The following is a 24,512-nucleotide window of genomic DNA, read 5'->3' on the forward strand; positions in this document are numbered from 1 at the left end:
AACCGACCAAAAACAAGACCAAACAAGACAAAAAACACATTATCTATCAGAGGAATGGCTCATGCTGATCAAGGGATTGCTTAAAACCGGTCTGATCGCCGGTATCATGATGACAAGCGCACTCGCCCATGCCCAGACCGTTGGTCCGAACGGCGAAACCGCAACGCCAAGTGCCGAAATCACCCTGTCGGACGCCGAGTTTGCCAGCCTGAAGGAAAAGGGCCTCAAGGCCGCTTTGCTGTGGCATACCTCGTCTGATTTCATCAATGCGGTTTCGGCTGGTGCCACCGATGAGTTCGCCAAGGCAGGCGTTTCAATCGCAGTGACCACCGATGCCGGATTTGATGCCGCCCGTCAGCGCAGTGACATTGAAACCGCCCTTACCGCTGAACCCGACGTGATCCTTGCCCTGCCGCTTGATCCGGTGACCTCGGCTGCAGCCTTCCGCGAGGCGGTTGCCAATAATACCAAGCTGGTCTTCCTGTCGAACCTGCCATCCGGCTACGAACATGGCAGCGACTATGCCGCCATCGTCACCGATGACCTGTTCGAGATGGGCAAACAGGCCGCAGATGCCCTTGCCAGGGATATCGGTGAAAAGGGCAAGGTTGGCTGGATCTTCCACGATGCCACCTATTACGTCACCAACCAGCGTGACAATGCCTTTAAAACTACAATCGAAAAAGACTATCCGGGCATTGAAATCGTTGCAGAACAGGGCATTACCGACCCGGCCCGCGCCGAGGAACTGGCATCTGCCATGCTGCTTCAGCACCCGGACCTTGACGGCATCTATGTCACCTGGGCCGAACCGGCAGATGGCGTTCTGGCCGCCCTTCGTGCGAGTGGCAACAAACACACCAAAATCGTGACGCTTGATCTGTCCGAACCGGTCGCGCTTGACATGGTACGCGATGGCAATGTCACCGCGATTGTTGCCGACAAGGCCTATGAACTCGGCCGCGCAATGGCGGCAACCGGCCTTAAGGCGCTTCTGGGTGAAGAAACCCCGGCCTTTATCGTGGCCCCGGCACTGACAGTCGAAAAGGCCAATGTGCTTGAAGGCTGGAAAGAATCGCTTAACCGCGAAGCACCGGAATCCGTGATCAAGACCCTGAACTAGGGCGAAACAGACTTTGCAGCGGGTCGTCTGCCCCGGGCGGGCGGCCCCTCGTCAAACCACGTTTTTTCGGAGAGTTCGGACATGCGATCCCTCAAAACCTTTTCGCCTTGGCTTGCCTCGATCCTGGTTTCGATTGCCGTCACCAGTCCGTTATCTGCCCAAACCGTCGGCCCGAACGGCGAACAGCCTACCCCGGCTGCAAGCATTCAGCTTGATGATGCGGAAATTGATGCCATCAAGGGCAGCAATCTCACCGCGGCCCTCGTCTGGCATGAAATGAGCGAATATACCGATGCTGTCAATCGTGGCGCACAGGATGAATTCAAGCGCCTTGGTATTGAAATCATTGCACAAACCGATGCCGGTTTTGATACCGCCCGTCAGCGCGCCGATGTTGAAACCGTGATGGCCAAAAACCCGTCCATCATCCTGTCCTTGCCGGTCGACCCGGCAAGTGCTGCTGCGGTCTATAACCCGGCACGCGATGCCGGTGTAACGCTGGCCTTTGTCGATAACGCACCGACCGGCTATGTCCACGGCAAGGACTACGTGACAATCGTATCCGATGACCTGTTCCAGATGGGCAAGAAGGCAGCCGATGCAATGGCGACTGCACTCGGTGGCAAAGGCAAGGTTGGTTATATCTTCCACGATGCCGACTTCTACGTCACCAATCAGCGTGACAATGCCTTCAAGACCACGATTGAAAAAGACTATCCAGACATGTCAATCACCGCCGAAGCCGGAATTGCCGATCCCGCCCTTGGCGAAGAAATCGCCCATGGCATGCTGATCCAGAACCCCGATCTTAATGGCATTTATGTCACCTGGGCCGAACCGGCACTCGGAGCCCTGGCCGTGCTTCGTTCGATGGGCAACAAGGACACCAAGATCGTGACCCTTGATCTGAATGAACCGGCGGCACTCGATATGATTTCCGGTGGGAACTTTGCCGCCATTGTTGCCGATGAGGCCTATAACATTGGTGTAACAGCTGCCCGTGCGGCGGCGGCAAATGCCGCCAATGGCAAATCTGCACCACCGTTTCTTGTTGTGGATTCGCTTGCAGTCACCAAAGACAACATTCTTGATGGATGGAAACAGTCTCTGTCCAAAGAGGCCCCGGCAACCATTGCCGACAGCCTGAAATAAGCGCGCATGCAGGCGTACCCGACTGGTGTGCCTGCATTCCCTGAATACATCCTAGGAGGGAGACTTCCGTGTCCAGTCCCCAATCTGGCTCTGCACAGAAACCCGCTGCTATCCGCGTCGCACTTGGTCTTAACTTGCAGCAATATGTCGTCTATTTCGGCTTTCTGGCGATCTTCCTGTTCTTTGCCGTAACTCTTGGTGATAACGGGTTCCTGTCGGTCAGAAACCTTTCGAACATTGTGTTGCAAACCGCACCGGCGACCATCCTTGCCATTGGTCTGGTTTTTGTGCTTTCGGCTGGCGAGATCGACCTTTCCTTTGGCTCCATCGTTGCCATGTCTGCGCTGGCAGCCGCCGTCGTGATGAATGAATATGGCATGACAGCCGGTATTCTTGCCGGCATGGCGACCGGTATTGTCGCAGGCGCAGTCAATGGTGCAGTCGTTGCCTTTGTCCGTTTGCCATCGTTTCTGGTGACCCTTGCGACCATGGGGCTGTTTGCCGGGATTGCGCGATCCATGACCAATTTGCGCTCGATCCCGGTTATGGATCTTGATTTCGCCGGTTTCTTTGGCTCGGGCAGCTTCCTTGGCATTCCGTCCCTGATCTGGTGGACGGTGATGGCGGTTGCCATCGGACATTTCATCTACCGTGAAACCCGTTTTGGCGCGCATGTATTGGCAACCGGTGACAATCCGCGCGCTGCCAGCGTTTCAGGCATCAAGGTCGCGCGCATTCGCCTTTATGTCCTGACCCTTTCGGGTGCGCTCGCCGGTCTTGCTGGACTGCTGTATGCCGGGCGCTTGCAGGCCGCCAAATATACCCTTGGGGAATCTGATCTGATGACAGTGATTGCCGCAGTCATTGTTGGCGGCACGCTTCTTCATGGCGGCAAGGGCACGATTATTGGCGCGCTGATCGGATCACTGATGATGGGGATGCTTAATAACGGGCTGATCCTGATGGGGCTTTCCGTTTCCGATCAGATGATCGTCCGGGGTCTTATCATTCTGGCGGCGGTTGCTGTCTCGTTGCGCGAAAAAGCGCGGTAATCCAGAACGCAGGAGCAAAAAATGTTTCTTGATGTATTGCGTCGCCGCAACCCGAAATTCATCGAAGCCGCCATGGCCCTTCACCGCGACGGCAAGGTTCCGGCAAATGCCTATATCCTTGATCTTGATGCGGTCGAGGCCAATGCCCGCACCCTTAAGACCGAAGCCGACAAGCACGGCCTTAAAATCTTTGCCATGACCAAGCAGGTCGGACGCGCCAGTTCGTTCTCGCATGCGGTCATGCGTGGCGGTATTGACCGGTCTGTCGCGGTCGACATGGCGTGTGCGCGTGCAACCCATAATGCCGGATTGCGGGTTGGCCATCTTGGCCATTTGCAACAGGTAGCAAAGTTCGAAGCCGACGCCGCAGCCGAACGGTTCCGCCCGGATTACTGGACCGTCTTTAACGACATCAAGGCCCGTGAAGCCGCATCGGCGGCCAAAAAGGCCGGTTATGTTCAGGATCTTCTGGCCCGCATCCATGCCGAGGGGGATACATTCTATCGCGGCCATGAAGGCGGCTTTGCTGCGGATGACATCGCAGAAGTTGCTGATTTCCTTGATGATCTCGATGGCGGGCGCTTTGCCGGTATCACCACATTCCCCGCCTTGCTATTTGATCATGACAGCCGCAAGGTCCTGCCGACCCAAAATCTGGGTACGCTTGCCAAGGCAGCCGACCTACTGGCAAAACGTGGTCGTTCTGATATCGAAATTAATGCACCGGGCACCACGTCATCGGTGCTTCTGGCCGGTCTTGCCGAAGCAGGCGCGACCCAGTGCGAACCGGGCAACGGCATTCATGGCACCACCGCCCTGCATGTGGTTGAAGATTTGCCCGAACTGCCAGCGGTTCTTTATCTGACCGAGGTCTCGCATCTTTCGGGTGGCAAGGCATATTGCTTTGGCGGCGGGTTCTATATTGATCCGATCTTCCCCGATTATGACGTGCAGGCCATCGTTTCCGATGAACCGACCACCGCAAGCACCGCACTTCGGTCCGTTGAAGTCCCGCCACCCTCCATGATCGACTATTACGCGATGATTGATGCCACCGGGCCAAAGGCCCCGAAACCGGGCGATACCGCCGTGTTCGGGTTCCGCGGGCAGGCCTTTGTCACACGCGCCTATGTGGTGGGTGTATCGGGCATTTCGACCGGTAATCCGGTTGTCGAAACCATTGAAAACAGCTTTGGCGAAACAGCCGCCTGGCCGGTATAGGAGATTAGGGATGAACAGCCAAAAACCGGTCCTGAGCCTTAAAGACATTCAAAAGCATTTCGGTGCCGTAACGGCCATCGAAAACTTCTCGCTTGATATCCATCCCGGCGAGATCGTCGCCCTTGTCGGGGACAATGGCGCAGGAAAATCGACCCTGATCAAGATCATATCGGGCGTGTATGCGCCGAGTTCCGGCACGATCACGATCGAGGATGAAACTGTCTCGATGGCCAGTGCCGAAATCGCCCGATCCCACGGGATCGAGGTGGTCTATCAGGACCTTGCCCTTGCCGATCAGCAAAGCGTTTATATGAACATGTTCCTGGGGCGCGAAATCACCAATCGTTTTGGCCTTCTGGATCGCAAGACCATGATTGCCGAAACCCAGAAGCTGGTCGACGAACTTGATGTTCGCATTCCAAGTCCGCATGCGACCATCCGCGATCTTTCGGGCGGGCAGCGTCAGGGGGTGGCGATTGCCCGTGCGACCCGCTGGGCCAAAAAGGTCATCCTGCTGGATGAACCGACCGCAGCCCTTGGGGTTGCCGAAACCGCCAAGGTCGAGGAAATTGTTGAATCGCTCAAGGCCCGCAATATCGGTGTTCTGATCATCAGCCACAGCCTTGATCAGGTCTTCCGCCTGGCCGATCGCATCTGTGTACTGCGTCGCGGCCAGCAGATCGGCATTCGCGAAACCGCCAAGACAGATAAAAACGAAATCATCGGCATGATTACCGGCCTGCAACAGCAGGATGCCGCTTAAAAACCGTTATTGAACTACCGGCAACAAACCATCTGTCGATCACTCAACGACACGGCCCCGCTTTTGCCGTCCGAAAACGCAAAAAAGGGATACCAACGGCTTGGTACCCCTTTATCTGCATCATGGCTCTTCACAGCCGATGGAAACGTTTGATCACCACAAATGATGGACGTGCGGGGCGATGCGCTGCTCATAGATTTTGCGCAGTTCGCCGATCACTTCCGGCGACAGTGGCGCAACATCACTTGCCGCCGCATTCGCTGCTGCCTGGGCTGCATTCTTTGCCCCCGGGATCACAACACCAACCGACTCTTCCATCAGAATCCAGCGCAGGGCGAACTGCGCCATGGTGATATTGTCCGGAACCAGTCGGCGGATTTCCTCAATAGCCTCAAGCGCGACATCAAACGGCACACCGGCGAATGTTTCGCCTTTGTCAAACGCCTCGCCGTTGCGGTTAAACGCCCGGTGGTCATCAGCGGCAAAGGCGGTTTCCTTTGTCATCTTTCCCGTCAAAAGGCCCGATGCCAGCGGCACACGGACGATGACCCCGACATTCTTTGCTTTTGCCTCGCGGAAGAAAAGTCCGGACGGGCGTTGGCGGAAGATGTTGTAAATGATCTGAACCGACGCGACGCCGGGATATTCGATGGCTTTGAGACCTTCTTCGACCTTTTCGACCGAAACACCGTAATTGCGGATTTTCCCGGCGGTAACCATTTCCTCCATCACCTCGAACACATCCGGGCGATAGAAAACCTCTGTCGGCGGGCAATGAAGCTGCACAAGATCAAGACAATCCGTCGCAAGGTTCTTAAGGCTGCGTTCAACAAATGATGTCAGGTTCTGCTTGTTGTAGCCCTCGGACACATGCGGATCGAGGCGACGTCCGGCCTTGGTTGCGATGAACGGACGTTCGCCACCGCGTTCTTTCATGACATCGGCGATGATTTTTTCCGACCGGCCATCACCATAAACGTCGGCGGTATCAATGAAGGTCGTGCCGTTATCAAGGGCGGCATGCAGGGCCGCACGCGCGTCAGCCTCTGAAACATCGCCCCAGGCGCCACCAATGGCCCAGGCACCGAAACCGACTTCCGAGACCGTGCGCCCTGTCTTACCAAATTTTCTGTAGTTCATGTATTGTTGCTCCTAAGGCATTAACTGGCCGCCATTGACCTCGATGATCTGGCCCGTGATGTAGCCCGCCATGGCGTTCGAGGCGAGAAACAGGAACGCCCCGACACATTCATCCGGTCGGCCCACGCGGCCCATCGGTACTGTTGCGCTTTGCGCGGCAAGAACATCAGGCGGTGTATAGCGGTCATGAAACGGCGTCTGGATAAGACCCGGCGAAACAGCGTTCACGCGAATGCCGTCTGCCACAAATTCCTTTGCCTGTCCGCGTGTCAGGCTGCTGACAAAGGATTTTGCCGCCGCATACAACACCGCACCACCGCCGCCGCCATTGCGCGCAGCAATTGATGTCGTATTGACCACAAAACCGTTTTCCGACGCTTTGAGGTAAGGATACGCCGCCACCGTGGCTTCCCAGACCGATTTGCCATTCAGGGCAAAGACACGGTCAAGATGCTCGGGTTCGACCTCGGTCGTGGGCACACGTCCGAGCATGCCACCGGCATTATTGATCAGGCCATCCAGCCCGCCAAGCATCCGGGCGGCTTCCCTGACAACTTTCGTTGGTGTACCCGTTACACTCATATCGCCCTGAACAGGAAAGACATGTTCAGGAAACTCTGCCTGAAGGGCAAGTGCTGCTTCACGGCTTTCATTGTAATGAAGGGCAACCTTGGCACCCTGTGCGGCAAACCCCCGGACAATCTCGGCCCCGATCCCGGTTGAGCCCCCGGTTACCAAAACACGCCGCGACATCAGGTCTGGAATCCTGATTGCCTGAATATCACTCATCGTATTCCTCCGGCTAAATTGTCTGACTTTTGGTCAGATTACTTGTTGCACGGACCGGTGTGGTGTGGTTTCTCATGAATTGAAATCATCCACAAAGTGAATAGGGTTCAACTTGGCTGGAATCGACCGCGCAGAGTTTGCCGATCTACGCCTGTTTCTAGCGATTGTCCGCCGCCAGAGTTTCAAGGCTGCGGCCATTGAATTCGGGCTTTCACCGTCGGCGGCAAGTCATGCTATCCGCCGTCTGGAAGGCCGCCTTGGCGTAAAGCTGATCAATCGAACCACCCGCGCAATCGTGGCAACCGAACTGGGTCAGGACCTTGCAACCAAGCTTGCAGAGGGGTTTGACAAGCTTGATGAAGCACTCCAGACGCTTGATGCGCCCGGTGCCGCCAGCTTTGGCGAGGTTCGCATCAACGCCTTTTCCGATGCCGCACACCTTCTCATCGCCCCCGCACTACCTGAATTTGCCAAGACCTTTCCCGACGTCAGCCTCGGCATTGTTGTTGAAAACCGGCCGATTGATATTGTCGCAGAAGGATATGATGCCGGCATCCGGTACGGGCATCTGGTCCCGGAAGACATGGTTGCCGTCGCCCTCAGCGGACCCCAGCGCTGGGTGGTGGCAGGCGCACCAAACTACCTTGAACGGCACGGAAAACCCGATACCCCCGAAGATCTGCGCAATCACACATGCCTGCAACTTCTTCTGGGTGACAATTCGCGTTTTCCTTGGGAACTTGGCACCGGCCAGGATCAGAAAAGCTATCGCGTGCCCGGCCACATCACCATTCAGGACACGGCGACCACGATTTCGGCCGCCAAGGCCGGGCTTGGACTGGCCTATCTGCTGGAATCACGGATTGCGGATGAACTTGCCAGCGGACAGCTTGAAATCGTGCTGGAAGACTATGCATCATCTGATGATCCCTTCCATATGTATTACAGCAGCCGCCACAACAATCATCCGGGCTTGCGCGGTCTGATCAATATCATCCGAAAACAGAACGGCCTGTCGCGCATATGATCGCACCCAGGTCACCAATGATCGGCACGCAAGATTTGGCAAGGCGGCAAGCGCTTTCAAATGTCTTGCGACAAGGGTGCAAAAAGCACCAACGATGATGGATTAGCGCCGATAAACCATCTGCCGGTAATTCAGCGCCTCGGCAATGTGGCCGCGTTTGACACCCGCACTTCCGGCCAGATCGGCGATGGTGCGGGCCACCCGAAGAATACGGTGATAGCCGCGTGCCGAGAGCTTCATCTGACGCGCCGCATCCTGAAGCAATCCGCGCCCGTCAGCATCCAAAGCCGCGGCTTCTTGCAGGACTTCGCCATCGGCCAGCGCATTGGTCGATATGTTTTCGTTTTTGTATCGTAACATTTGCAGTTCACGGGCCATAAACACCCGTTCGCGAATGATCGCACTGCTTTCACCATTGTCTGGCAAATCAAGCTCTTCAGGCTTTACCGCCGGGACCTCGATCTGAATATCAAAGCGATCGAGAAGCGGCCCCGATAACCTTGCCTGATAATCCTCGCCACATCTGGGCGCACGGGTACAGGCCAGATCATTATCGCCCAGATAGCCGCAACGACACGGATTCATCGCCGCAACCAATTGCACCCGTGCCGGATAGGTCACATGCGCATTGGCGCGCGCCACGGAAACCTGCCCGGTTTCAAGCGGCTGGCGCAGGGCATCCAGCACATTGCGCTGAAATTCCGGCAATTCATCAAGAAACAACACCCCGTTATGGGCCAGTGAAATCTCGCCCGGCTTGACCCGGTGACCACCCCCGACAAGGGCGGGCATGGATGCTGAATGGTGCGGTTGCCTGAAGGGGCGGGTGCGAATAAGCCCGCCTGCAGGCAGCAATCCTGACACCGAATGGATCACCGTGGTTTCAAGCGCCTGTCTGGCATCAAGATCGGGCAAAATACCGGCCAGGCGGGCGGCCAGCATGGATTTGCCCGATCCGGGTGGTCCCGACATCAAAAGGTTATGGCCACCGGCGGCTGCGATCTCAAGCGCGCGCTTGGCACTTTCCTGTCCCTTGATATCGCGCAGGTCGCCGTGAAATTCGCTGATTTCGCCGTCCTCATGGCGGACCGGACGGGCAAGGATCTGCGTTCCCTTGAAATGATTGATCAGGCTGATCAGCGTCTTGGGCGCGAGGATTTCCAGATCACCGGCCCAAAGGGCTTCGGCCCCGTTATCATGCGGGCAAATAATCCCGCATTCGCACATCCCGGCTTCCATTGCAGCGGGCAAAACCCCGCCAACCTTGGTAATACTGCCATCAAGGCCAAGCTCGCCGAGCACCAGAAACCGCTCGATATCCTCATGGCCGATCACATCCATTTCGGCCAGAAGGCCCAGAGCAATCGGCAGATCGAAATGCGATCCTTCCTTAAGCAAATCGGCTGGCGCCAGATTAATCGTGATCCGTTTGGGCGGCAAAGCCAGTCCCATCGCGGAAAGGGCGGATCGCACACGTTCGCGGGCCTCGGAAACGGCCTTGTCAGGCAGCCCTACCACCGTAAAAGCCGGCAGGCCACTTGCCATTTGCACCTGAACATCGACGGCAATCGTTTCAATTCCGGCAAAGGCAACTGTCGTAACCCGCGCTGTCATGCTGGCTGATCCCCGTAACCACAAGTTGCATTACTTTGACGGGAAACGGGGATCAGGGCAACAAATCGTTTATCAACAGCGGACTAGGCGGATCCTGCCTGCGCATCGGCGGGCATCTCGGTATTGATCATCCAAGGCGTGCCGAACCGGTCGACAAAGATGCCATAACCCGGCGACCAGAAGGTTTCCTCAAACGGCATGGTCACCGTGCCACCGACCGAAAGCGCATCGAAAATTTTCTTTGCTTCGTCGGGCTTTTCAAAATGAAGCGAGGCATTCATGCCCTGCATCGGACTGAAGTAACCAGGCGGGCAGTCCGATGCCATCAGATGCCAGCCATCCCCCATCAGGCAGGCATGGGCGATCTTGTCATTATGGTCTGGCATGTCTCCGGCCATCGGCGTATCGCCATAGGCCATCATGATCAATTCACCGCCCAGAACAGATTTGTAAAACTCAAATGCTTCACGGCAGTTGCCATCAAAATTCAGATAAGTGATCAGTTTCATTGGGGTATTCCTTGTAAAAAAGGTGGTCGCAAGGGTCACGGCTCCAGCCCGAACTGGGCTTCACCGCTGTCACAATCAAAAGGCACGGAAAAATGTTCATGCATGATGCGCCAGTGCCCACCCTGCTTTTCAAGATGGCTGGTGGCGCGCATCCAGCTGGCCTGTTCGCTGCCATCCGGGTTACGAATGCCACACCGGATCAGGAAATGTGCCACCGCAAGATGGCCAGACGCCCGGATAACCGGTTCCTGTGATTGAAAAATCATGTCGCCCTGATCGGGTATGCAGCTTTGCCAATGGGCATAATAGTCGGCCCGCCCGTTAATTTGCAGCGGCCCGACCGCGTCATAGGAACAGATATCGTCGTGATAAAGTTCCATGATGGCATCAACATTCCGGTTACTGGCCGCTTCAATCCAGCGGTCAAAAACGTTTTTGATCTCCTGATAGTCTTTGCTGGTCGCATGTTTCATCAGACATATCCTTTGTTGGTGACACGAGGGGGTCAGATGTTTGACGAACGAGGGATAAGCAGCCTCACCCTGCGGCACAGGCACGTTCAAGCTTGGCAATATCGATTTTTTGCATGGTCATCATCGCCGTGGCCGCCCGCGCAGCGATCCCGGGATCGGGATCGGTCATCAGGTCAATCAGACGGGTCGGGGTGATCTGCCAGAACAGGCCGAACCGGTCGCGGACCCAGCCGCAATCGCGTGGTTCGCCGCCTTCGGACAGACAATCCCAGTAATAGTCGACCTCTGCCTGATCCTTGCAATCAACGACAAAGGATACGGCTTCGGTGAATTTGAATTCCGACGGGTAGTTGAAGGCCGTAAATTGCCGTCCGAACAACTCAAATCCGATGGTCAGAACCTGTCCCTCCGGACCGGGTCCGGCAGACGTGCCACGCATGACCTTGCCAATTTTCGTGCCCGGAAAAACCGTAGCATAGAAATTGACGGCTTCCTCGGCATTGCCGTTGAACCACAAAAAGGGGCTTATTTTCTGCATGGGGCATCCTCCTTGCCGGGCAGAATGAATTTGGATCGGCGGCGACACTCAAACCGGATGATTGATTAGTCTTTTATGATTTTCCCGTTTGACAAATACGTTGATATCAACATAATTATTCCATGTCAAAAAAAGATTTCAACCACAGCGATCAGAAGATCCCGTTTGCCGATACCATTATGGTGCGGGACTCGTGCCTTTGCCTGCATGTCAGGCGGGCGGCACGTACGATTGCCCGGCGGTTTGACGATGCCTTTCGCCCGCTTGATCTGACCAGCGGGCAATATTCGCTTTTGATGTCGCTGAACCGGCCCGCACCACCACATATGAAAGATGTTGCCGATCTTCTGGCGATGGATCGCACCACGCTGACCGCCAATCTCAAACCGCTGGAACGACGCGGACTTGTTGAAATCACCCCGGATCCCAAGGACAAACGCGGCCGTTTGATCAGCCTGACCAAGGACGGCATGGCGCTTCTGGTGCGCGCCTTTCCGGTCTGGAAGGAAACCCAGGATCAACTCGAAAGTCTGGTTGCCAGCTCCAACGCCCAACAACTTCTGGCCGATCTGATCAGTCTTTCGCAGGAACCGGAACGCTAGGCTGCGACCCCGTCAGAAAAACTGATCCGGCTAAGCAGTATCAAGCCGGTATTTCAGGAAAACTGCCCCTTCATGGCTAACCTGCCCGTCAAACACAGCCCCCATGCGTTTTAACGCCCCCAGTTTCGTGCGGGTTGGCGGCAGTAAAAACGTGACAGAGGAAATGCGCCGATCCGAACGGGCAAGATCAAGCGCCTTGCGGGTGATCACCATGCCCAGTCCGAAATTCTGTGGCCTTAAAACCAGCCCGTAATCCCAGTCTTCACCCTCTTTTTGAAACCCGCCCCAGCCGACATAGTCGCCATCGCACAGGATTGCCCAATGCCCCAGCCCATCACGCTGCCAATATTGCGATTTATGGGCCATAAATTGCTGATAGCTGTCCTGATCCCACGGCCCGTCAAGCAACGGCATATGCGTTGCCATTCGCGGATCGGACATATGGGCGATAATGTCATCAGGTGCGATGGTCTCAAGGGGCACAAACGCGATGTCGCAGATGCCCGATGGCGGCAAGGCAGCATTTTCTGACATGTCATCCTGCCAGTATGATCAAAGAAAAAGGCGCAAGGGATTTGCACCCATTGCGCCGTCTGGCAGATCAAATGTCAATTCACGGCCCATCACATTTGCCCGACAGGCAGCAGTAAAAACAGGAAAAGGGCCTCGCAACGATCAGTCGTCGCTTTTATCCGCCCCATCACGCGGCGGCAGGAATTCCTTGCGGCAGGGTACAGCTTCTTCGTTCACAACGGTCCAGCCGAAATTGCGAAACTTGCCAAAGCTTTCCTTTTTCATGGTGATGCCGCTGGCTTCATGCTTGCGCACAATGCGGGCGTCCTCGCCGTCAATGCGGGCGGCACGGGCCCAAGCGCGTTCACGCATGGCTTTGGTGATTGTCGGTTCGGTCATGAAGGCTCTTTTCATCGAATGGGGCCAAATCGCATTATAGCGCGATCAGGCAGGTTTCACGATGGCTTTAACCCATGACCTGATCGCAGGCAATTGGCTTCTGATCGCTGTCAATCCGTGTCATGGGGCAAATGGAACACAGTTTCAGTCAAAGATTCCCGTTCGGACATGATCGCCATCCAGTCGCGCACCCGGACCGGAATGTCAAATCGCCGTTCGGGCCAGCGGAAATCAATGTAATAAAGCCCGACCAGAACCGACCATGTGCCAATATGTGGCGCTTCGGTCCGCAATTGCGGCAGGCCGTCCAAGATGGCATCAATTGCGCTTTGTACTGCGGCTGCCTGACGTTCCATTACGAAATCGGAACGATCTGTTTCATCGCGCTTTGAATCGGCAAAAAGGCGTCCCGTCGCCGCCATCATGCCATCAGCAAGTCCTTGCCATTTCAGGGCATTAAGCCGTTCCCCCCCGCTTTGGGGGATCACGCCTTCGGACTGGCCTTTTGATCGGGCCAGCTGGTCAAGATAATCGCAAATCACCGCTGATTCAAACACCGCCATCCTGTCTTCAAGGATCAGGGTCGGAACCTTGGCCAGCGGGTTATGGGCGCGAAGGGCGGCATCGGTCCAGGGATCAATCAGGATTTCACTGACCTGTTTTTCCAGACCCAGTTCACGCAAAACAACACGTACCTTGCGCGAGAAAGGTGACGTTGGAGAATAGTAAAGCTGCATCATGGTCAAAATCCCTTGCCGTTATTGAACGTTACGGATTTTGTAACGCCCTATATCGTCAGATCCGGTGTCTCGCCGATCCCCTCAAGATGCCAGTTTGCATCCCAGCGTTCATTCTTGCGGGCCAGTGTAAGGTAATTTCGCGCTGCACAATAGGTTCCTTTGCGCCCCGGCAGCGGTTTTAGTCTGGTCGGGCGATCCGGCAACGGATGATCCCCGATCCATGCAAGCAAACCCAACACCCTTGCAAACATCACCGGCGGGGCGGTGTGGGAAATGCCCGAGGCCACCAGTTGATGAAGGGTTTTACCCGCTGTTTCAAAAGTCCCGCGGGTTGCAACATGGATTTCCCCCGACAGAAGGGTAATTTCATGATCATGATCATTGGCAATGCGTTCAAGCAATTCAAGGAACCGGCACCATTCGCGCCGGTGCCATCGGCTTTGCCACTGGTCACGCAGATCGTCTTCATATTTCTGGGCGCTGGGCAACAGATGCAAAAACATCTCGACCAGTGACAGGCGCGGACCAATCACCGGCACGCTCGACATCAACAGGATGCGGTTGCCATCGGGTATGGTTTCAAGGGCACCCGGAAGATCGCGCCAGCCGTGATCACCGATAATGTCATTGGGCGTCCGTTCGGATCGAAGATCGGGCGCAACCAGGCTCAGCCCCGGATAATCCACCCGCCAGCCAAGGCTTCTTCCATCCCGGTCAAGCACCATTGCAGGCAGGGTTTTCGGACCGGTATCCGGACTGGTTGCAAGCTGCATCAAACAGAATGCCGCCCGCGCGCAGGCAAACATGCCACGCGCCACTTGTGATCCCTGAAACCATTTCTTGTGGCTGCCCCAGCCATCAAAAATATCATGGTCATCCCACATCATCAGCGACGGCACGCGGGCAAGCATATGACTGATCTGGGGTTGCCCATAGATCGCCAGATAATGATCAAGATAGAATTTCAGAACCGCATCACGCATGTCTTCGGCAAATGCCGTGGCAAGTTTCTGGCGGCGGCGCGCCTTGTCCCAGGCAATGATGCCCGGATGGCACTCCCACACCCCGTCGGCATAAATCTGATCCCCGCCATGGAGCAACAACGCAAAAGGCCTGTCCTGATGTTGTCTGGCCAGATCAATCCACAATGCATTGCGGTCTTCAAGCGGCCGGTCAAGATCACCGTCTTCCTGCCCGTTACAGGACACAAACCCAATCCGCAGATCACCGGTAAAATCCGTGCAGACAGAATACGTTTCACTTCCGAAATAATAACAGGCATCCGCATTGGCGGGAAGCTCGAACTCAAACCGCCAATAGCAGCGCCCATAAAGTGTCGCCAGCAATTCCGGTAGAACAGGCTGGCCGGAATCTGTGCGAAATTCGGGAATGTCGAGCCCTTCGGGCGCAACCACAAGTGCGGCGATCCGCGATATCTGACCGGTGCCGCCACGGGCAAACAGGAACGGCCCGAACAGGTCGGTATCAGTGCTTGGTGATGGCGTGCTGGCTGTCATCTGTCCCTGTCATCTGCCGAAGTGCTACGTCACTTATACGTTCAGTCGGTAAGGCGGTTCCGTGTTGATGGACATAAAACCTGACCACATCCTGAACGGATTGTTGAAGTCCAGAAAAGCAATCGAAACAAAAAAGGGCAAGCGACCCGGATCACTTGCCCCTTGATTTCGAAAAAGCCGTTCACTTAGGACAGGCGCGTCTCGATCGCATCCCAGATCAGGCTTTCAAGCTTCGATCCGTCAAAGCGGTTCACTTCCTGCAAGCCGGTCGGCGAGGTGACGTTGATTTCAGTCATATAATCCCCGATCACATCGATCCCGACAAAGATCAGATCGCGCTTTTTAAGCTCCGGCCCGATCCGATCACAGATTTCAAGTTCGCGCGGGGTCAGAAGCGATTTCTCGGCAACACCGCCAACATGCATGTTTGATCGCGCCTCGCCTTCGGCCGGAACACGGTTGATCGCGCCAACCGGTTTGCCGTCAACCAGAATGATGCGTTTGTCGCCCTTGCGCACATCAGGCAAATAGGCTTGAACCATCAAGGGTTCGCGCGACTGGGCTGCAAACAGTTCCAGCAGGGAATTAAGGTTCTCATCCCCCGGTTTGAGATGGAAAACACCCGCCCCGCCATTGCCAAACAGCGGCTTGACGATGATGTCGTGGAATTCTTCGCGGAATTCACGGATGCGCGCAGCCGATCGCGTGATAAGGGTTGGCGGCATCAGATCCGGGAATTCGGTGACAAAGATCTTTTCTGGCGCATTGCGGACATGGCCCGGATGGTTGACCACGAATGTTTCCGGATGGATCGCCTCAAGCAAATGGGTCGCCGTGATGTAATTCATGTCAAACGGCGGGTCCTGACGCATCAGGATGACGTCGGTTTCCTTTGCCAGATCAATGACCTTGGACGCGCCAAGATCATGATGATTGCCATGCTCGTAGCGCAGGGTCATCGGGCGAACTTCGGCCTTGATGCGGCCGCGGTCATAGAACATGTCATCGGGATGATAATGCAAAAGTTCATATCCGCGCGCCTGGGCTTCAAGGCCCATGACAAAGGTGGAGTCCCCTTTGATATCGATTGATTCGATCGGATCCATCTGGATGGCGACGATACGGCTCATTAAACGCGTTCTCCTGTTCACCGGGACGGTGCTGCCCCTGACCTGCATGTCGACAATTATGGCCCAAAACGGCCAATTGTGATCATTTGCGGGCATGGCTTGACCCGGCTGGCCTTCCCGGCCAAATGATGCGATATGTAAGATGTTGCGATTACATTTGGCAGGATTTTTATCATCCGCCATTCATCTTCCGCAATCGCCATCAATTATTTGTTTTGAAGACCGGACAGGCACATGACTTTTTCGCGTAAGAATTCCAGGGCACATTTGCAAAATATCGGCAAGAAAAGCCGGTCCTTGATTGCTGCAAGTGTCCTTGCCACTGCCATCGGTCTTGGAACCCTTGCCAGCGTCGCTTTCCTGCCACAGGCCGCGCACGCCCAGTCGGCTGACAAAATCAGCCCGGAAATGATCAGCAAGATCGAAAACTATCTGGCGAATATCACCACGCTCAAGGCCGATTTCGTACAGATTTCCTCGGATGGCGGGGCCGCCGAGGGCGAATTGTTCATGGAACGTCCGGGCAAGATGCGGTTTGAATATAACCCGCCGGCACAAATCCTTCTGGTCTCGACCGGGCATGATTTCATTTACTATGACAAGGAAATCAATGCGCCGACCTATTTCGACATTGATGAAACCCCGGCCGGTATCATTCTGGCGGAGAATATCTCGCTGACCGACAAGGTCAAAGTCGTCAATTTTCAGCGCACCGCCGAAACCATCCGCGTTGAACTGGTCCGTAAAACCGATCCGGGTGCAGGCAGTGTGACGCTGGTCTTTGCCGAAAAACCGATGCAGCTGCGCCAGTGGATCGTCACCGATCCGACCGGGATTGAAACCACAGTAACGCTTTTCAACACCGAAGAGGGCGTTGCGCTTGATCCGGCCCTGTTCAAATTCAAGCGTATCTGGCCGCAAAGCGGCAACTGATCATAAAAATTTCTCATCTGTCTTGCCCGATCAGACAGACCGGCTTTCGGGCCGGTTACTGTTAAATATTTTTTGATTCAAACCCTTGTCGCCATTGGGGTTTCGTAATGAAACCGGCCATTGTTCAGAATCACTCAAACATTCGTGAGGCAGGGCAAATTTCGGCCCGGATGCTATGGCGGAGGGGCAGCGAGCTTCCTATATGTGAGTCTGTCACAAGGTTCCCCTTAATGATGGGAACCCGGTGTGAGGAAGAGGTCTCCCCTACCTTTCCTCACGCTCCAGATCATCGGAGCGCTGGCGTCCGGTTCTCCCCCCTGGCCGGACGCCTTTTTTTTGCCCAAACGCCACGATAAGACGGAAAACTTGGTTTGGGTCCCGACCCGGCCGGATTTGGGAAATTTTCTGCTTTTTTGCGCAGATTTCACGGGCTGTTAATTTTAATTGCATAGGAACATCAGGCATGATTCCCTTGCAGGCAAAGTTCGCCAAATGACACGACAGGACCGACACGTTCGATGATCAATGACTTTCTGAAATCCATCGCACAATTTTCCGACCCGCGTTTTCGCAAAGTCGTACTGATTGGTGTTGCCGGTGCATTGGCCACCATTATCGGTCTTTGGGTTTTGATCTGGCTTGGCCTGAATTCCATTACCTTCTTCACCGATGGCGGCTGGCTTGAAAGTGCGGTCGACTGGCTGCTTGGCATCGGGTTGATGTTGCTGGTGATTTTGCTGTTTCCCGCAGCCACGGTTCTGATTTCAAGCCTGTTGCTTGATCAGATTGCCGATGCGGTCGAAGACAAGCATTACCCGACCTTGCCCGAAACCCGTCCGCAGCCGATTTCCGAGGCCCTGATCAGCGGCCTGAAATTCGCGCTGACGGCCCTTGCGCTTAACATTCTGATTTTGCCACTTCTTCTGGCTGGTCCGCTTTATGTCATCGCCTTCTACACGATGAACGGATATCTTTTGTCGCGCGAATATTTTGAACTGGTTGCGGCACGCCGTTATGATGCACGCACGGTTGAGACCATTCGCAAAAGTCGCCAGAAAAAGCTTTGGCTTGCCGGTATCGGCCTGACATTCCTGATGACCATTCCGGTGGTCAATCTGGTCGCGCCGATTATCGCAACAGCCTTTATGGTCCACTATTCTGTTCGCCTTGGCACCTTTGTGCCCCAAAGTGCATAACGCTGGAACACCGCCGCATGACACGGCACGCACAAGGCAGACGGAGAGCGGATTGCTGAACCGAAACTGCAATACAAGGATCTGGTCATCCAATGTTTGGGAAGAAAAAAGCCAATAAAACAGTCGACAGTAATGCGGCTTCGTCCGATACATCTGTCAAGGATGGATCAGGCACCCTTTCCGGGACCACGACCAGGTCGACAGAGATCGCATCCGAGCACGCCTCTGGCAGTGCCGTAAAAACAGAAAAACGTACTGAGCCGCAGCTCTTCACCAAGCCGCGCACAAAGGATGAACCGCAAATGTCCAGTAAACCGCATTCTACCAGCTTCCGCCCGGAAATCCCGAAACGCCCGCTTGAAATCCCGACCCGTGGCAATTCGGGCCGTCCTGCAAGTGCGGCCAGCAATGCCGAGGGCAAAAAGCTGACGGTCGGTCGCGATATCACGCTTAAGGGTGAAATCGGTTCCTGTGACGTTCTGGTCGTCGAGGGCGTTGTCGAAGCCCAGATCAAGGAATGCACCCGTCTTGAAGTGTCCGAAGGCGGTTCCTTCATCGGGTCGGCACAGGTTGACGAAGCAGAAATCAGTGGCAAGTTCGAAGGTGACCTGACCGCACGTCGCGTCACCGTGATCAATTCCGCCGAAATCAACGGCAAGATCACTTATGGATCGTTGCAGATCGAAAATGGTGCCCGCATCAAGGGTGAACTCGACTATGTCGAGGGCAGCGACGATGGCCTGTCGCGCGCCGGTACCACCGCGGCGATCACCATTCCGCGCAAATCGGAAGATTCCTAAGTCCCGTGCGCGCAGTTGGTTTGACCATACAGACACCCCGATCGGACATCATCCGTCCGTTCGGGGTGTTGTGCATTCTGGCCCTGATTGCCGTGGGCTTAAGTGCCTGTGGCGGCAATGCCGTGCCGCCGGGCACCACCAATACCAACTATGGCAAGCTTGAAGAAAGCGGCCAGATCAAGACATCACGACCGGTTGTCCGCAAGAAGCCTGAAAATACCAAACCGGGCAAAACCGCTGCTATCCCGTTCAAGCAAATCCCGAGCGAAACGCTTAAGGGCCTGTCAGAAGACGCATTTGAAGCCAGAATCGGCACACCGGAAATGGTCCGCGGCGAAGGCGAAATCCGCGTCTGGCAATATCGTTCCGAACAATGTTCCTTTGATGCCTTTTTTGTTCCCAAGGCAGAAGGACAACCACGTGAACTGGCTCACATGCTGGCCCGTATGCGCCGTGGAAACAGCGTAATTTCGGTTCAGGATTGCCTTGATCAGGTTGTAAAACTGAATCTCGCCAACGGATAGGACCGGAAATCACCCGCCAGCCTGCCAATTCGCAGATCGCGCTGATCATCTTGGTTTAATCTTTACCTTTTGTCGGCAGACTCAGTCAGGCAACCTCATAAATTTGCCATATCTGATGGCTTTATTACCTCCTTCCTGGCCCGTTTGGGTCTGTCCCGAAACTTCAGACACGATACGCGACCTCATGAAAAAACACGCCCATCGTCTCGTCAGAACTTCGATTGCCGCTGCCCTGTCAGCCTTTATCTCAGTGATTGCGATCAGCATTCCTGCCACCAGCGCGCAGGCCCAGAATTCGCCCAAGCTGATTGACGTTTTTGGCAAATGGGAAGCTTACACCTATTCCGAAGAAGGTCAGAAAGTCTGCTATATGGGCAGCCAGCCGACATCGGCCAAAGGTGACTATACCCAGCGCGGCAAGATTTACGTGATGGTAACTCACCGTCCGGGTCTGAAACTGTTTAATGAAGTCAGCTTCATTACCGGTTACACCTACAAGGACAAAAGCACGGTCGATCTTCGAATCGATTCCAAGAAATTCAGCCTGTTTACCCATGCGGATTCAGCCTGGGCGGTTGATGCTGAAACCGACCGCAAGCTTGTCAGTGCCATGAAATCGGGTTCGAACATGGTCGTGGTTGGCTATTCAACGCGTGATACCAAAACCACCGATACCTATTCGCTGTCGGGCTTTACGGCCGCCTATAACGCTATTTCAAAGGCTTGCAACACCAAGCCGGTCAACTGATCGCGTTTTGCAAACCGATAGGTGATGCTGCGTCCCTTTTATGTGCAACCCTGATTGCATATGCGCGATAGCAGCAATGTGAAATTTATCGTTTCTAATTTCGCCCGGCCCCGCTATATGCGGGGCCAAGCATTTTTGCATCTTTTCTGGTATAGTCACGCGATCGCGTAAAACGCATAGCCCCCAGACAAGACCCGCAAGACCACAAGAACCAAGAGAGAGACCCCGGGATGACCGACGTCCTGACCGAAAACGCACCCCAGACCGATGCCCCTGCGACGCAGGACGGGCCATCGCTGTCCGACTTCGTTACGCGCGCCGCCAATGGGCAGGCTGCCGACGGTCGGCGCGATCTGGTCGGGATTACCCGCGAAGAACTGACCGAACTCATGGCCGACATGGGTGAAAGCAAGTTTCGCGTCAAACAGCTTTGGAACTGGATCTATAACCGCGGTGTGACCAACATCGACGATATGACCAATATTTCCAAAAAGCTGCGTGATCGTATCTCGCAGGATTTCTATGTCGGGCGTCCGGTTCTGACAGCTGATCAGAAAAGCTCGGATGATACCCATAAATGGCTAATGAAGTTCCATGACGGTAACGAGGCCGAGACGGTCTATATCCCCGATCGCAACGAAGATCGCGGTGCTGTCTGCATTTCATCACAGGTCGGCTGCACGCTGACCTGCAAATTCTGCCATACCGGCACCCAGCTTCTGGTGCGCAACCTGACACCGGGCGAAATTGTCAGCCAGTTCATGGTGGCACGCGACAGCTATGGCGAATGGCCGACCCCGGCCAATGGCATTCGTCGTCTGTCCAACATCGTCATGATGGGCATGGGCGAGCCGCTGTTTAACTATGAAAATGTCCGCGATGCCCTGCGCATTGCCATGGATGGCGAAGGTATTTCGATCTCGCGCCGCCGTGTGACGCTGTCGACATCCGGCGTGGTTCCGGAAATCGTACGCTGTGGCGAGGAACTTGGTGTCGGTCTGGCGATTTCGCTGCATGCGCCTGATGATGATCTGCGCAATGAAATCATGCCGATCAACAAGAAATACCCGCTCAAGGAGCTTATGGATGCCTGCCGGAACTATCCGGGCATGTCCAATTCGCGTCCGATCACGATGGAATATGTCATGCTCAAGGGCGTCAATGACAAGCCTGAGCACGCCCGCGCGCTGGCCAAGCTGGTCAAGGGCATTCACTGCAAATTCAACCTGATCCCGTTCAACAAATGGCCGGGTTCGGATTATGAATGCACGCCCACCAACGACATCAAGAAATTCGCGCAGATCCTGCTTGATAACGGCTATGAAGCGCCGATCCGCTGGCCGCGCGGCCGCGACATTCTTGCTGCCTGCGGTCAGTTGAAATCCGAAAGCCAGCGCCTGCGCAAATCCCGCGTTTCGGGCTGCGGCAAATCGGGTGCCGGTACCAGCGACGAAGGCGTGGTTGCCGCGCAGTAATGCGAACCTGACCTTCACCAAGATAAAAATGCGTTCAGAAACACCGGATGGCCCAGCTATCCGGTGTTTTTCGTTATGGTTTAACTCAGGGGTTGCCCCCAACAGCAGGCAAGGAAGTAGGCAAGAGACATGTGTACCAGAAGTACGTATCGGAAGTATGTATCGGAAGTATGTATCGGAAGTATGTATTTAATTACGTCAAATAATCTATATAATTCAAGGCATCAATACGCATCGAGTATAGGAAAATACAAGATGGTTATCGAAGACGTTGCGCGCATTGAACCAGCGTTCATAGAAGACAGCATGCCAACTGAACTGGCTGATCTCGCAATGGAAATTCAGGCTGAGTCTGCCAAGCTTGGTATGGGGCTTCCTGAAGCGTCTATACGTCAATTGCGAACGTTTGTCGGGATCATGAACAGCTATTATTCAAATCTCATTGAGGGTCACCATACCCGTCCGGCGGACATTGAGAAAGCAATTGCTGAGAAGAATGAAAACGACAGAGTGCCGCATATTGTAGAGGCCCGGGTTCATGTCGAAGTGCAAGACTGGATCAACCAACTCTATTTTGACGGCAAACTTGATGATTGCGTTTCAAGTGAGTTCATTCGTGACATCCATCTTAACTTTTACAAGGCATTGCCGGAATCCCTGCGTGTTGTTCAAAAGCAAGGACATAACGACAGGTTTGTTGAACCCGGAGAATTCCGCAAGGTTGAAGAGGATGATGTTGTTATCGGAGCACATATTCCACCGACATCCACTAGGGTTGATGCCTTTATGAAGCATTTCCATACGCGCTATAAACTGGCAGCCAAATCACCAATTAATCGGGTGGTAAGTATCGCTGCTGCGCATCACAGATTTGCATATATTCATCCGTTCTTAGACGGGAATGGCCGCGTTGGCCGATTGATGTCACATGCGATGTGTTTGAAAGCCGGTGTTGGCGCAAATGGCCTATGGTCGATTTCACGCGGACTAGCACGTGGCCTGCAGAGCAAAGAGGAATACAAAACGAGACTGGCAGCAGCAGATATTCAGCGACAGGGAGACAGAGATGGCAGAGGAAACCTCTCTATGGCCGCACTCAGAGAGTTCTCTGAATGGTTTCTGACCGTAATGCTTGATCAGATCAGGTTTACATCAACGATGTTTGACTTTGATCGCTTGAATGAACGCATGCCTGTTTTGGCAGGAGATGTCATTGGGGCGGAACGGGCTGCAAAGATTGTCGAAGCAGTATTGCGCCATGGTGAAGTCGCCAGAGGTGACATTCCCTATTTTATTGCTGGTGGTTCAAAGCCGCTGACTGGCCGGGCACTTCAGGGCGATATTCGCCAGTTGATCGAAACCGGCTTCCTTATTTCCGATACCCAAAAGGGACCAGTCAGGATCAATTTCCCGATACAGTTCAGAGAAAAGCTCTTTCCCAATCTGTTTACCGACACTGTTCTCGAACCACCACAACCCCCGGCACTGAAACTGGGGCGCTGACAAGCGTTTTAGCAGAACGATGAGGCAGAACCGTTTGCGCAAAATTGTCGCCATGACATTGTTTTGATTGTCGATCTGTTCAGACAGGCATAGCGTGACCTTCCCCCACGAAACTATCGCAAGGTCTGAACGCAGATGTCACTCGGGCAGTTTTTCGCAATCCTACTGGTCGTCACCATCTGGGGTGCGAACTTTACCGTGATCAAGCTCGGGCTGGGTGAAATGCCACCGATCCTGCTGTCATCGCTGCGTTTTGCCTTTGCCGCCTTGCCCGCTGTGTTCTTCCTGCCGCGGCCGAAATGTCATTGGAAATATGTGGTCGGCTTTGGTGTGGTTCTGGGCTGTATCAAGTTTTCCCTGCTGTTTCTGGGCATGGATCTGGGCTTGTCGGCCGGGATTTCATCCCTTGTCTTGCAACTCCAGGCCTTCTTTACCCTGATTTTGGGCATGTTTGTGCTGGGCGAAAAGATCGGCCCGCATCGCTATGTCGCCATGCTGGTGGCCTTTTTCGGGGTCGGGTTGCTGATGTTTGTCTCCGACGGATCAATTACCGCCATCGGCCTTGTTCTGGTGGTTGCAGCCGCCGCCGCATGGGGTGTGGCCAATATCATCATGAAACAGGCCGGTTCGGTTCAGATGCTGTCCTTTGTCGTCTGGGCCAGCCTGATTCCGCCAATCCCGCTGGCCATTCTGTCCTTTGCAACCGAAGACCGCGCAAATCTGGCCACACTGAGCGATCAGATCAGCTGGATCGGTGTTGGCTCGATCCTCTATCTGGCCTATCCGGTGACACTGGTCGGCTTTGCGATCTGGGGACGGTTGCTTTCGAGCTTGCCGGTCGGGCTGGTCGCCCCCTTTACCCTGCTGGTACCGATTGTCGGCATGGCGACCTCGGCCCTGGTTCTGGGCGAGGATTTTGGTCCGATCAAGATGATCTCGGCGGCATTGGTGATGGCCGGACTTGTTATTAACGTCTTTGGTGGAAAGCTTATGACGACGTTTTCCGGTCAGAAGACCAAGTTATCTTGAAA

26 protein-coding genes are annotated in these 24,512 nt (G+C 54.7%); 15 read left to right on the forward strand and 11 right to left on the reverse strand.

The genetic code is table 11. The features are described from left to right. Window positions 1-61 precede the first annotated feature (61 nt). The 5 genes from TH30_RS01685 to TH30_RS01705 all read left to right on the forward strand — a co-directional run bounded on the left by TH30_RS01685 (window position 62) and on the right by TH30_RS01705 (window position 5,311). Window positions 62-1,123, forward strand: coding sequence for a substrate-binding domain-containing protein (locus tag TH30_RS01685; RefSeq protein ID WP_114096351.1), 1,062 nt, complete (start codon window positions 62-64; stop codon window positions 1,121-1,123). An 81-nt stretch (window positions 1,124-1,204) separates the two neighbouring features. After that, the gene (locus tag TH30_RS01690; protein WP_114096352.1) at window positions 1,205-2,275 is read left to right on the forward strand and encodes a substrate-binding domain-containing protein; all 1,071 of its coding nucleotides are present in this window, start codon (window positions 1,205-1,207) and stop codon (window positions 2,273-2,275) included. Window positions 2,276-2,343: 68 nt separating this feature from the next. Next, window positions 2,344-3,327, forward strand: coding sequence for an ABC transporter permease (locus tag TH30_RS01695; RefSeq protein ID WP_258548573.1), 984 nt, complete (start codon window positions 2,344-2,346; stop codon window positions 3,325-3,327). Window positions 3,328-3,348: 21 nt separating this feature from the next. Then, window positions 3,349-4,548, forward strand: coding sequence for an alanine racemase (locus TH30_RS01700; RefSeq protein WP_114096353.1), 1,200 nt, complete (start codon window positions 3,349-3,351; stop codon window positions 4,546-4,548). A 10-nt stretch (window positions 4,549-4,558) separates the two neighbouring features. Further along, a complete protein-coding gene (locus TH30_RS01705; protein ID WP_114096354.1) occupies window positions 4,559-5,311 on the forward strand; it encodes an ATP-binding cassette domain-containing protein in 753 nt (250 codons plus the stop codon). A gap of 153 nt (window positions 5,312-5,464) precedes the next feature. Here the strand turns inward: TH30_RS01705 and TH30_RS01710 are convergent, their stop codons facing one another. Then, the gene (locus TH30_RS01710) at window positions 5,465-6,451 is read right to left on the reverse strand and encodes an aldo/keto reductase (RefSeq protein WP_114096355.1); all 987 of its coding nucleotides are present in this window, start codon (window positions 6,449-6,451) and stop codon (window positions 5,465-5,467) included. 12 nt (window positions 6,452-6,463) lie between these two features. Beyond that, window positions 6,464-7,240: an SDR family NAD(P)-dependent oxidoreductase gene (locus TH30_RS01715; RefSeq protein ID WP_114096356.1), complete on the reverse strand. Its 777-nt coding sequence runs from the start codon at window positions 7,238-7,240 to the stop codon at window positions 6,464-6,466. 112 nt (window positions 7,241-7,352) lie between these two features. Between TH30_RS01715 and TH30_RS01720 the strand changes: the two genes are divergently transcribed. Next, entirely contained in the window at window positions 7,353-8,267 is a 915-nt protein-coding gene (locus TH30_RS01720; RefSeq protein ID WP_114096357.1) for a LysR family transcriptional regulator, read from the forward strand. Between the two features lie 102 nt (window positions 8,268-8,369). Here TH30_RS01720 and TH30_RS01725 read toward each other — a convergent pair whose 3' ends face one another. From TH30_RS01725 to TH30_RS01740, 4 genes are all read right to left on the reverse strand, one after another. Beyond that, window positions 8,370-9,881 (reverse strand): YifB family Mg chelatase-like AAA ATPase, encoded by a 1,512-nt coding sequence (locus TH30_RS01725; protein ID WP_114096358.1) that lies wholly within the window; start codon window positions 9,879-9,881, stop codon window positions 8,370-8,372. Window positions 9,882-9,964: 83 nt separating this feature from the next. After that, window positions 9,965-10,390, reverse strand: coding sequence for a VOC family protein (locus TH30_RS01730; RefSeq protein ID WP_114096359.1), 426 nt, complete (start codon window positions 10,388-10,390; stop codon window positions 9,965-9,967). Between the two features lie 35 nt (window positions 10,391-10,425). Then, complete coding sequence (locus TH30_RS01735) at window positions 10,426-10,863, reverse strand: YybH family protein (RefSeq protein ID WP_114096360.1); 438 nt, start codon at window positions 10,861-10,863, stop codon at window positions 10,426-10,428. A 64-nt stretch (window positions 10,864-10,927) separates the two neighbouring features. Further along, window positions 10,928-11,401 (reverse strand): VOC family protein, encoded by a 474-nt coding sequence (locus TH30_RS01740; protein ID WP_114096361.1) that lies wholly within the window; start codon window positions 11,399-11,401, stop codon window positions 10,928-10,930. A gap of 122 nt (window positions 11,402-11,523) precedes the next feature. On the opposite strand from TH30_RS01740, the gene TH30_RS01745 reads away from it, so the two are divergent. After that, window positions 11,524-12,003, forward strand: coding sequence for a MarR family winged helix-turn-helix transcriptional regulator (locus tag TH30_RS01745; protein WP_114096362.1), 480 nt, complete (start codon window positions 11,524-11,526; stop codon window positions 12,001-12,003). A gap of 30 nt (window positions 12,004-12,033) precedes the next feature. On the opposite strand, the gene TH30_RS01750 is transcribed toward TH30_RS01745, so the two are convergent. The 5 genes from TH30_RS01750 to gshB all read right to left on the reverse strand — a co-directional run bounded on the left by TH30_RS01750 (window position 12,034) and on the right by gshB (window position 16,302). Beyond that, window positions 12,034-12,537, reverse strand: coding sequence for a GNAT family N-acetyltransferase (locus TH30_RS01750; RefSeq protein ID WP_114096363.1), 504 nt, complete (start codon window positions 12,535-12,537; stop codon window positions 12,034-12,036). Window positions 12,538-12,678: 141 nt separating this feature from the next. Continuing rightward, the gene (locus TH30_RS01755; protein ID WP_114096364.1) at window positions 12,679-12,915 is read right to left on the reverse strand and encodes a hypothetical protein; all 237 of its coding nucleotides are present in this window, start codon (window positions 12,913-12,915) and stop codon (window positions 12,679-12,681) included. A gap of 110 nt (window positions 12,916-13,025) precedes the next feature. After that, entirely contained in the window at window positions 13,026-13,655 is a 630-nt protein-coding gene (locus tag TH30_RS01760) for a glutathione S-transferase N-terminal domain-containing protein (RefSeq protein ID WP_114096365.1), read from the reverse strand. Between the two features lie 47 nt (window positions 13,656-13,702). Continuing rightward, a complete protein-coding gene (locus tag TH30_RS01765) occupies window positions 13,703-15,172 on the reverse strand; it encodes an alkaline phosphatase D family protein (protein ID WP_114096366.1) in 1,470 nt (489 codons plus the stop codon). 185 nt (window positions 15,173-15,357) lie between these two features. After that, the gene (gene gshB / locus TH30_RS01770; protein WP_114096857.1) at window positions 15,358-16,302 is read right to left on the reverse strand and encodes a glutathione synthase; all 945 of its coding nucleotides are present in this window, start codon (window positions 16,300-16,302) and stop codon (window positions 15,358-15,360) included. A gap of 234 nt (window positions 16,303-16,536) precedes the next feature. On the opposite strand from gshB, the gene TH30_RS01775 reads away from it, so the two are divergent. The 8 genes from TH30_RS01775 to TH30_RS01815 all read left to right on the forward strand — a co-directional run bounded on the left by TH30_RS01775 (window position 16,537) and on the right by TH30_RS01815 (window position 24,510). Continuing rightward, complete coding sequence (locus tag TH30_RS01775; RefSeq protein ID WP_114096367.1) at window positions 16,537-17,235, forward strand: LolA family protein; 699 nt, start codon at window positions 16,537-16,539, stop codon at window positions 17,233-17,235. 518 nt (window positions 17,236-17,753) lie between these two features. Next, window positions 17,754-18,431: an EI24 domain-containing protein gene (locus TH30_RS01785; protein WP_114096369.1), complete on the forward strand. Its 678-nt coding sequence runs from the start codon at window positions 17,754-17,756 to the stop codon at window positions 18,429-18,431. A gap of 302 nt (window positions 18,432-18,733) precedes the next feature. Next, on the forward strand, window positions 18,734-19,231 hold the full coding sequence (locus TH30_RS01790; protein ID WP_258548574.1) for a bactofilin family protein: 498 nt from the start codon (window positions 18,734-18,736) through the stop codon (window positions 19,229-19,231). Window positions 19,232-19,251: 20 nt separating this feature from the next. After that, on the forward strand, window positions 19,252-19,755 hold the full coding sequence (locus tag TH30_RS01795; RefSeq protein WP_147251914.1) for a hypothetical protein: 504 nt from the start codon (window positions 19,252-19,254) through the stop codon (window positions 19,753-19,755). Between the two features lie 184 nt (window positions 19,756-19,939). Beyond that, window positions 19,940-20,503, forward strand: coding sequence for an invasion associated locus B family protein (locus tag TH30_RS01800; RefSeq protein ID WP_114096372.1), 564 nt, complete (start codon window positions 19,940-19,942; stop codon window positions 20,501-20,503). Window positions 20,504-20,733: 230 nt separating this feature from the next. After that, window positions 20,734-21,978: a dual-specificity RNA methyltransferase RlmN gene (gene rlmN, locus TH30_RS01805; RefSeq protein WP_114096373.1), complete on the forward strand. Its 1,245-nt coding sequence runs from the start codon at window positions 20,734-20,736 to the stop codon at window positions 21,976-21,978. A 255-nt stretch (window positions 21,979-22,233) separates the two neighbouring features. Then, the gene (locus TH30_RS01810; protein ID WP_114096374.1) at window positions 22,234-23,481 is read left to right on the forward strand and encodes a Fic family protein; all 1,248 of its coding nucleotides are present in this window, start codon (window positions 22,234-22,236) and stop codon (window positions 23,479-23,481) included. A gap of 135 nt (window positions 23,482-23,616) precedes the next feature. Next, window positions 23,617-24,510: an EamA family transporter gene (locus TH30_RS01815; protein ID WP_114096375.1), complete on the forward strand. Its 894-nt coding sequence runs from the start codon at window positions 23,617-23,619 to the stop codon at window positions 24,508-24,510. Window positions 24,511-24,512 lie beyond the last annotated feature (2 nt).

The organism is Thalassospira profundimaris (assembly GCF_003326795.1).
Classification (GTDB): domain Bacteria; phylum Pseudomonadota; class Alphaproteobacteria; order Rhodospirillales; family Thalassospiraceae; genus Thalassospira; species Thalassospira profundimaris_C.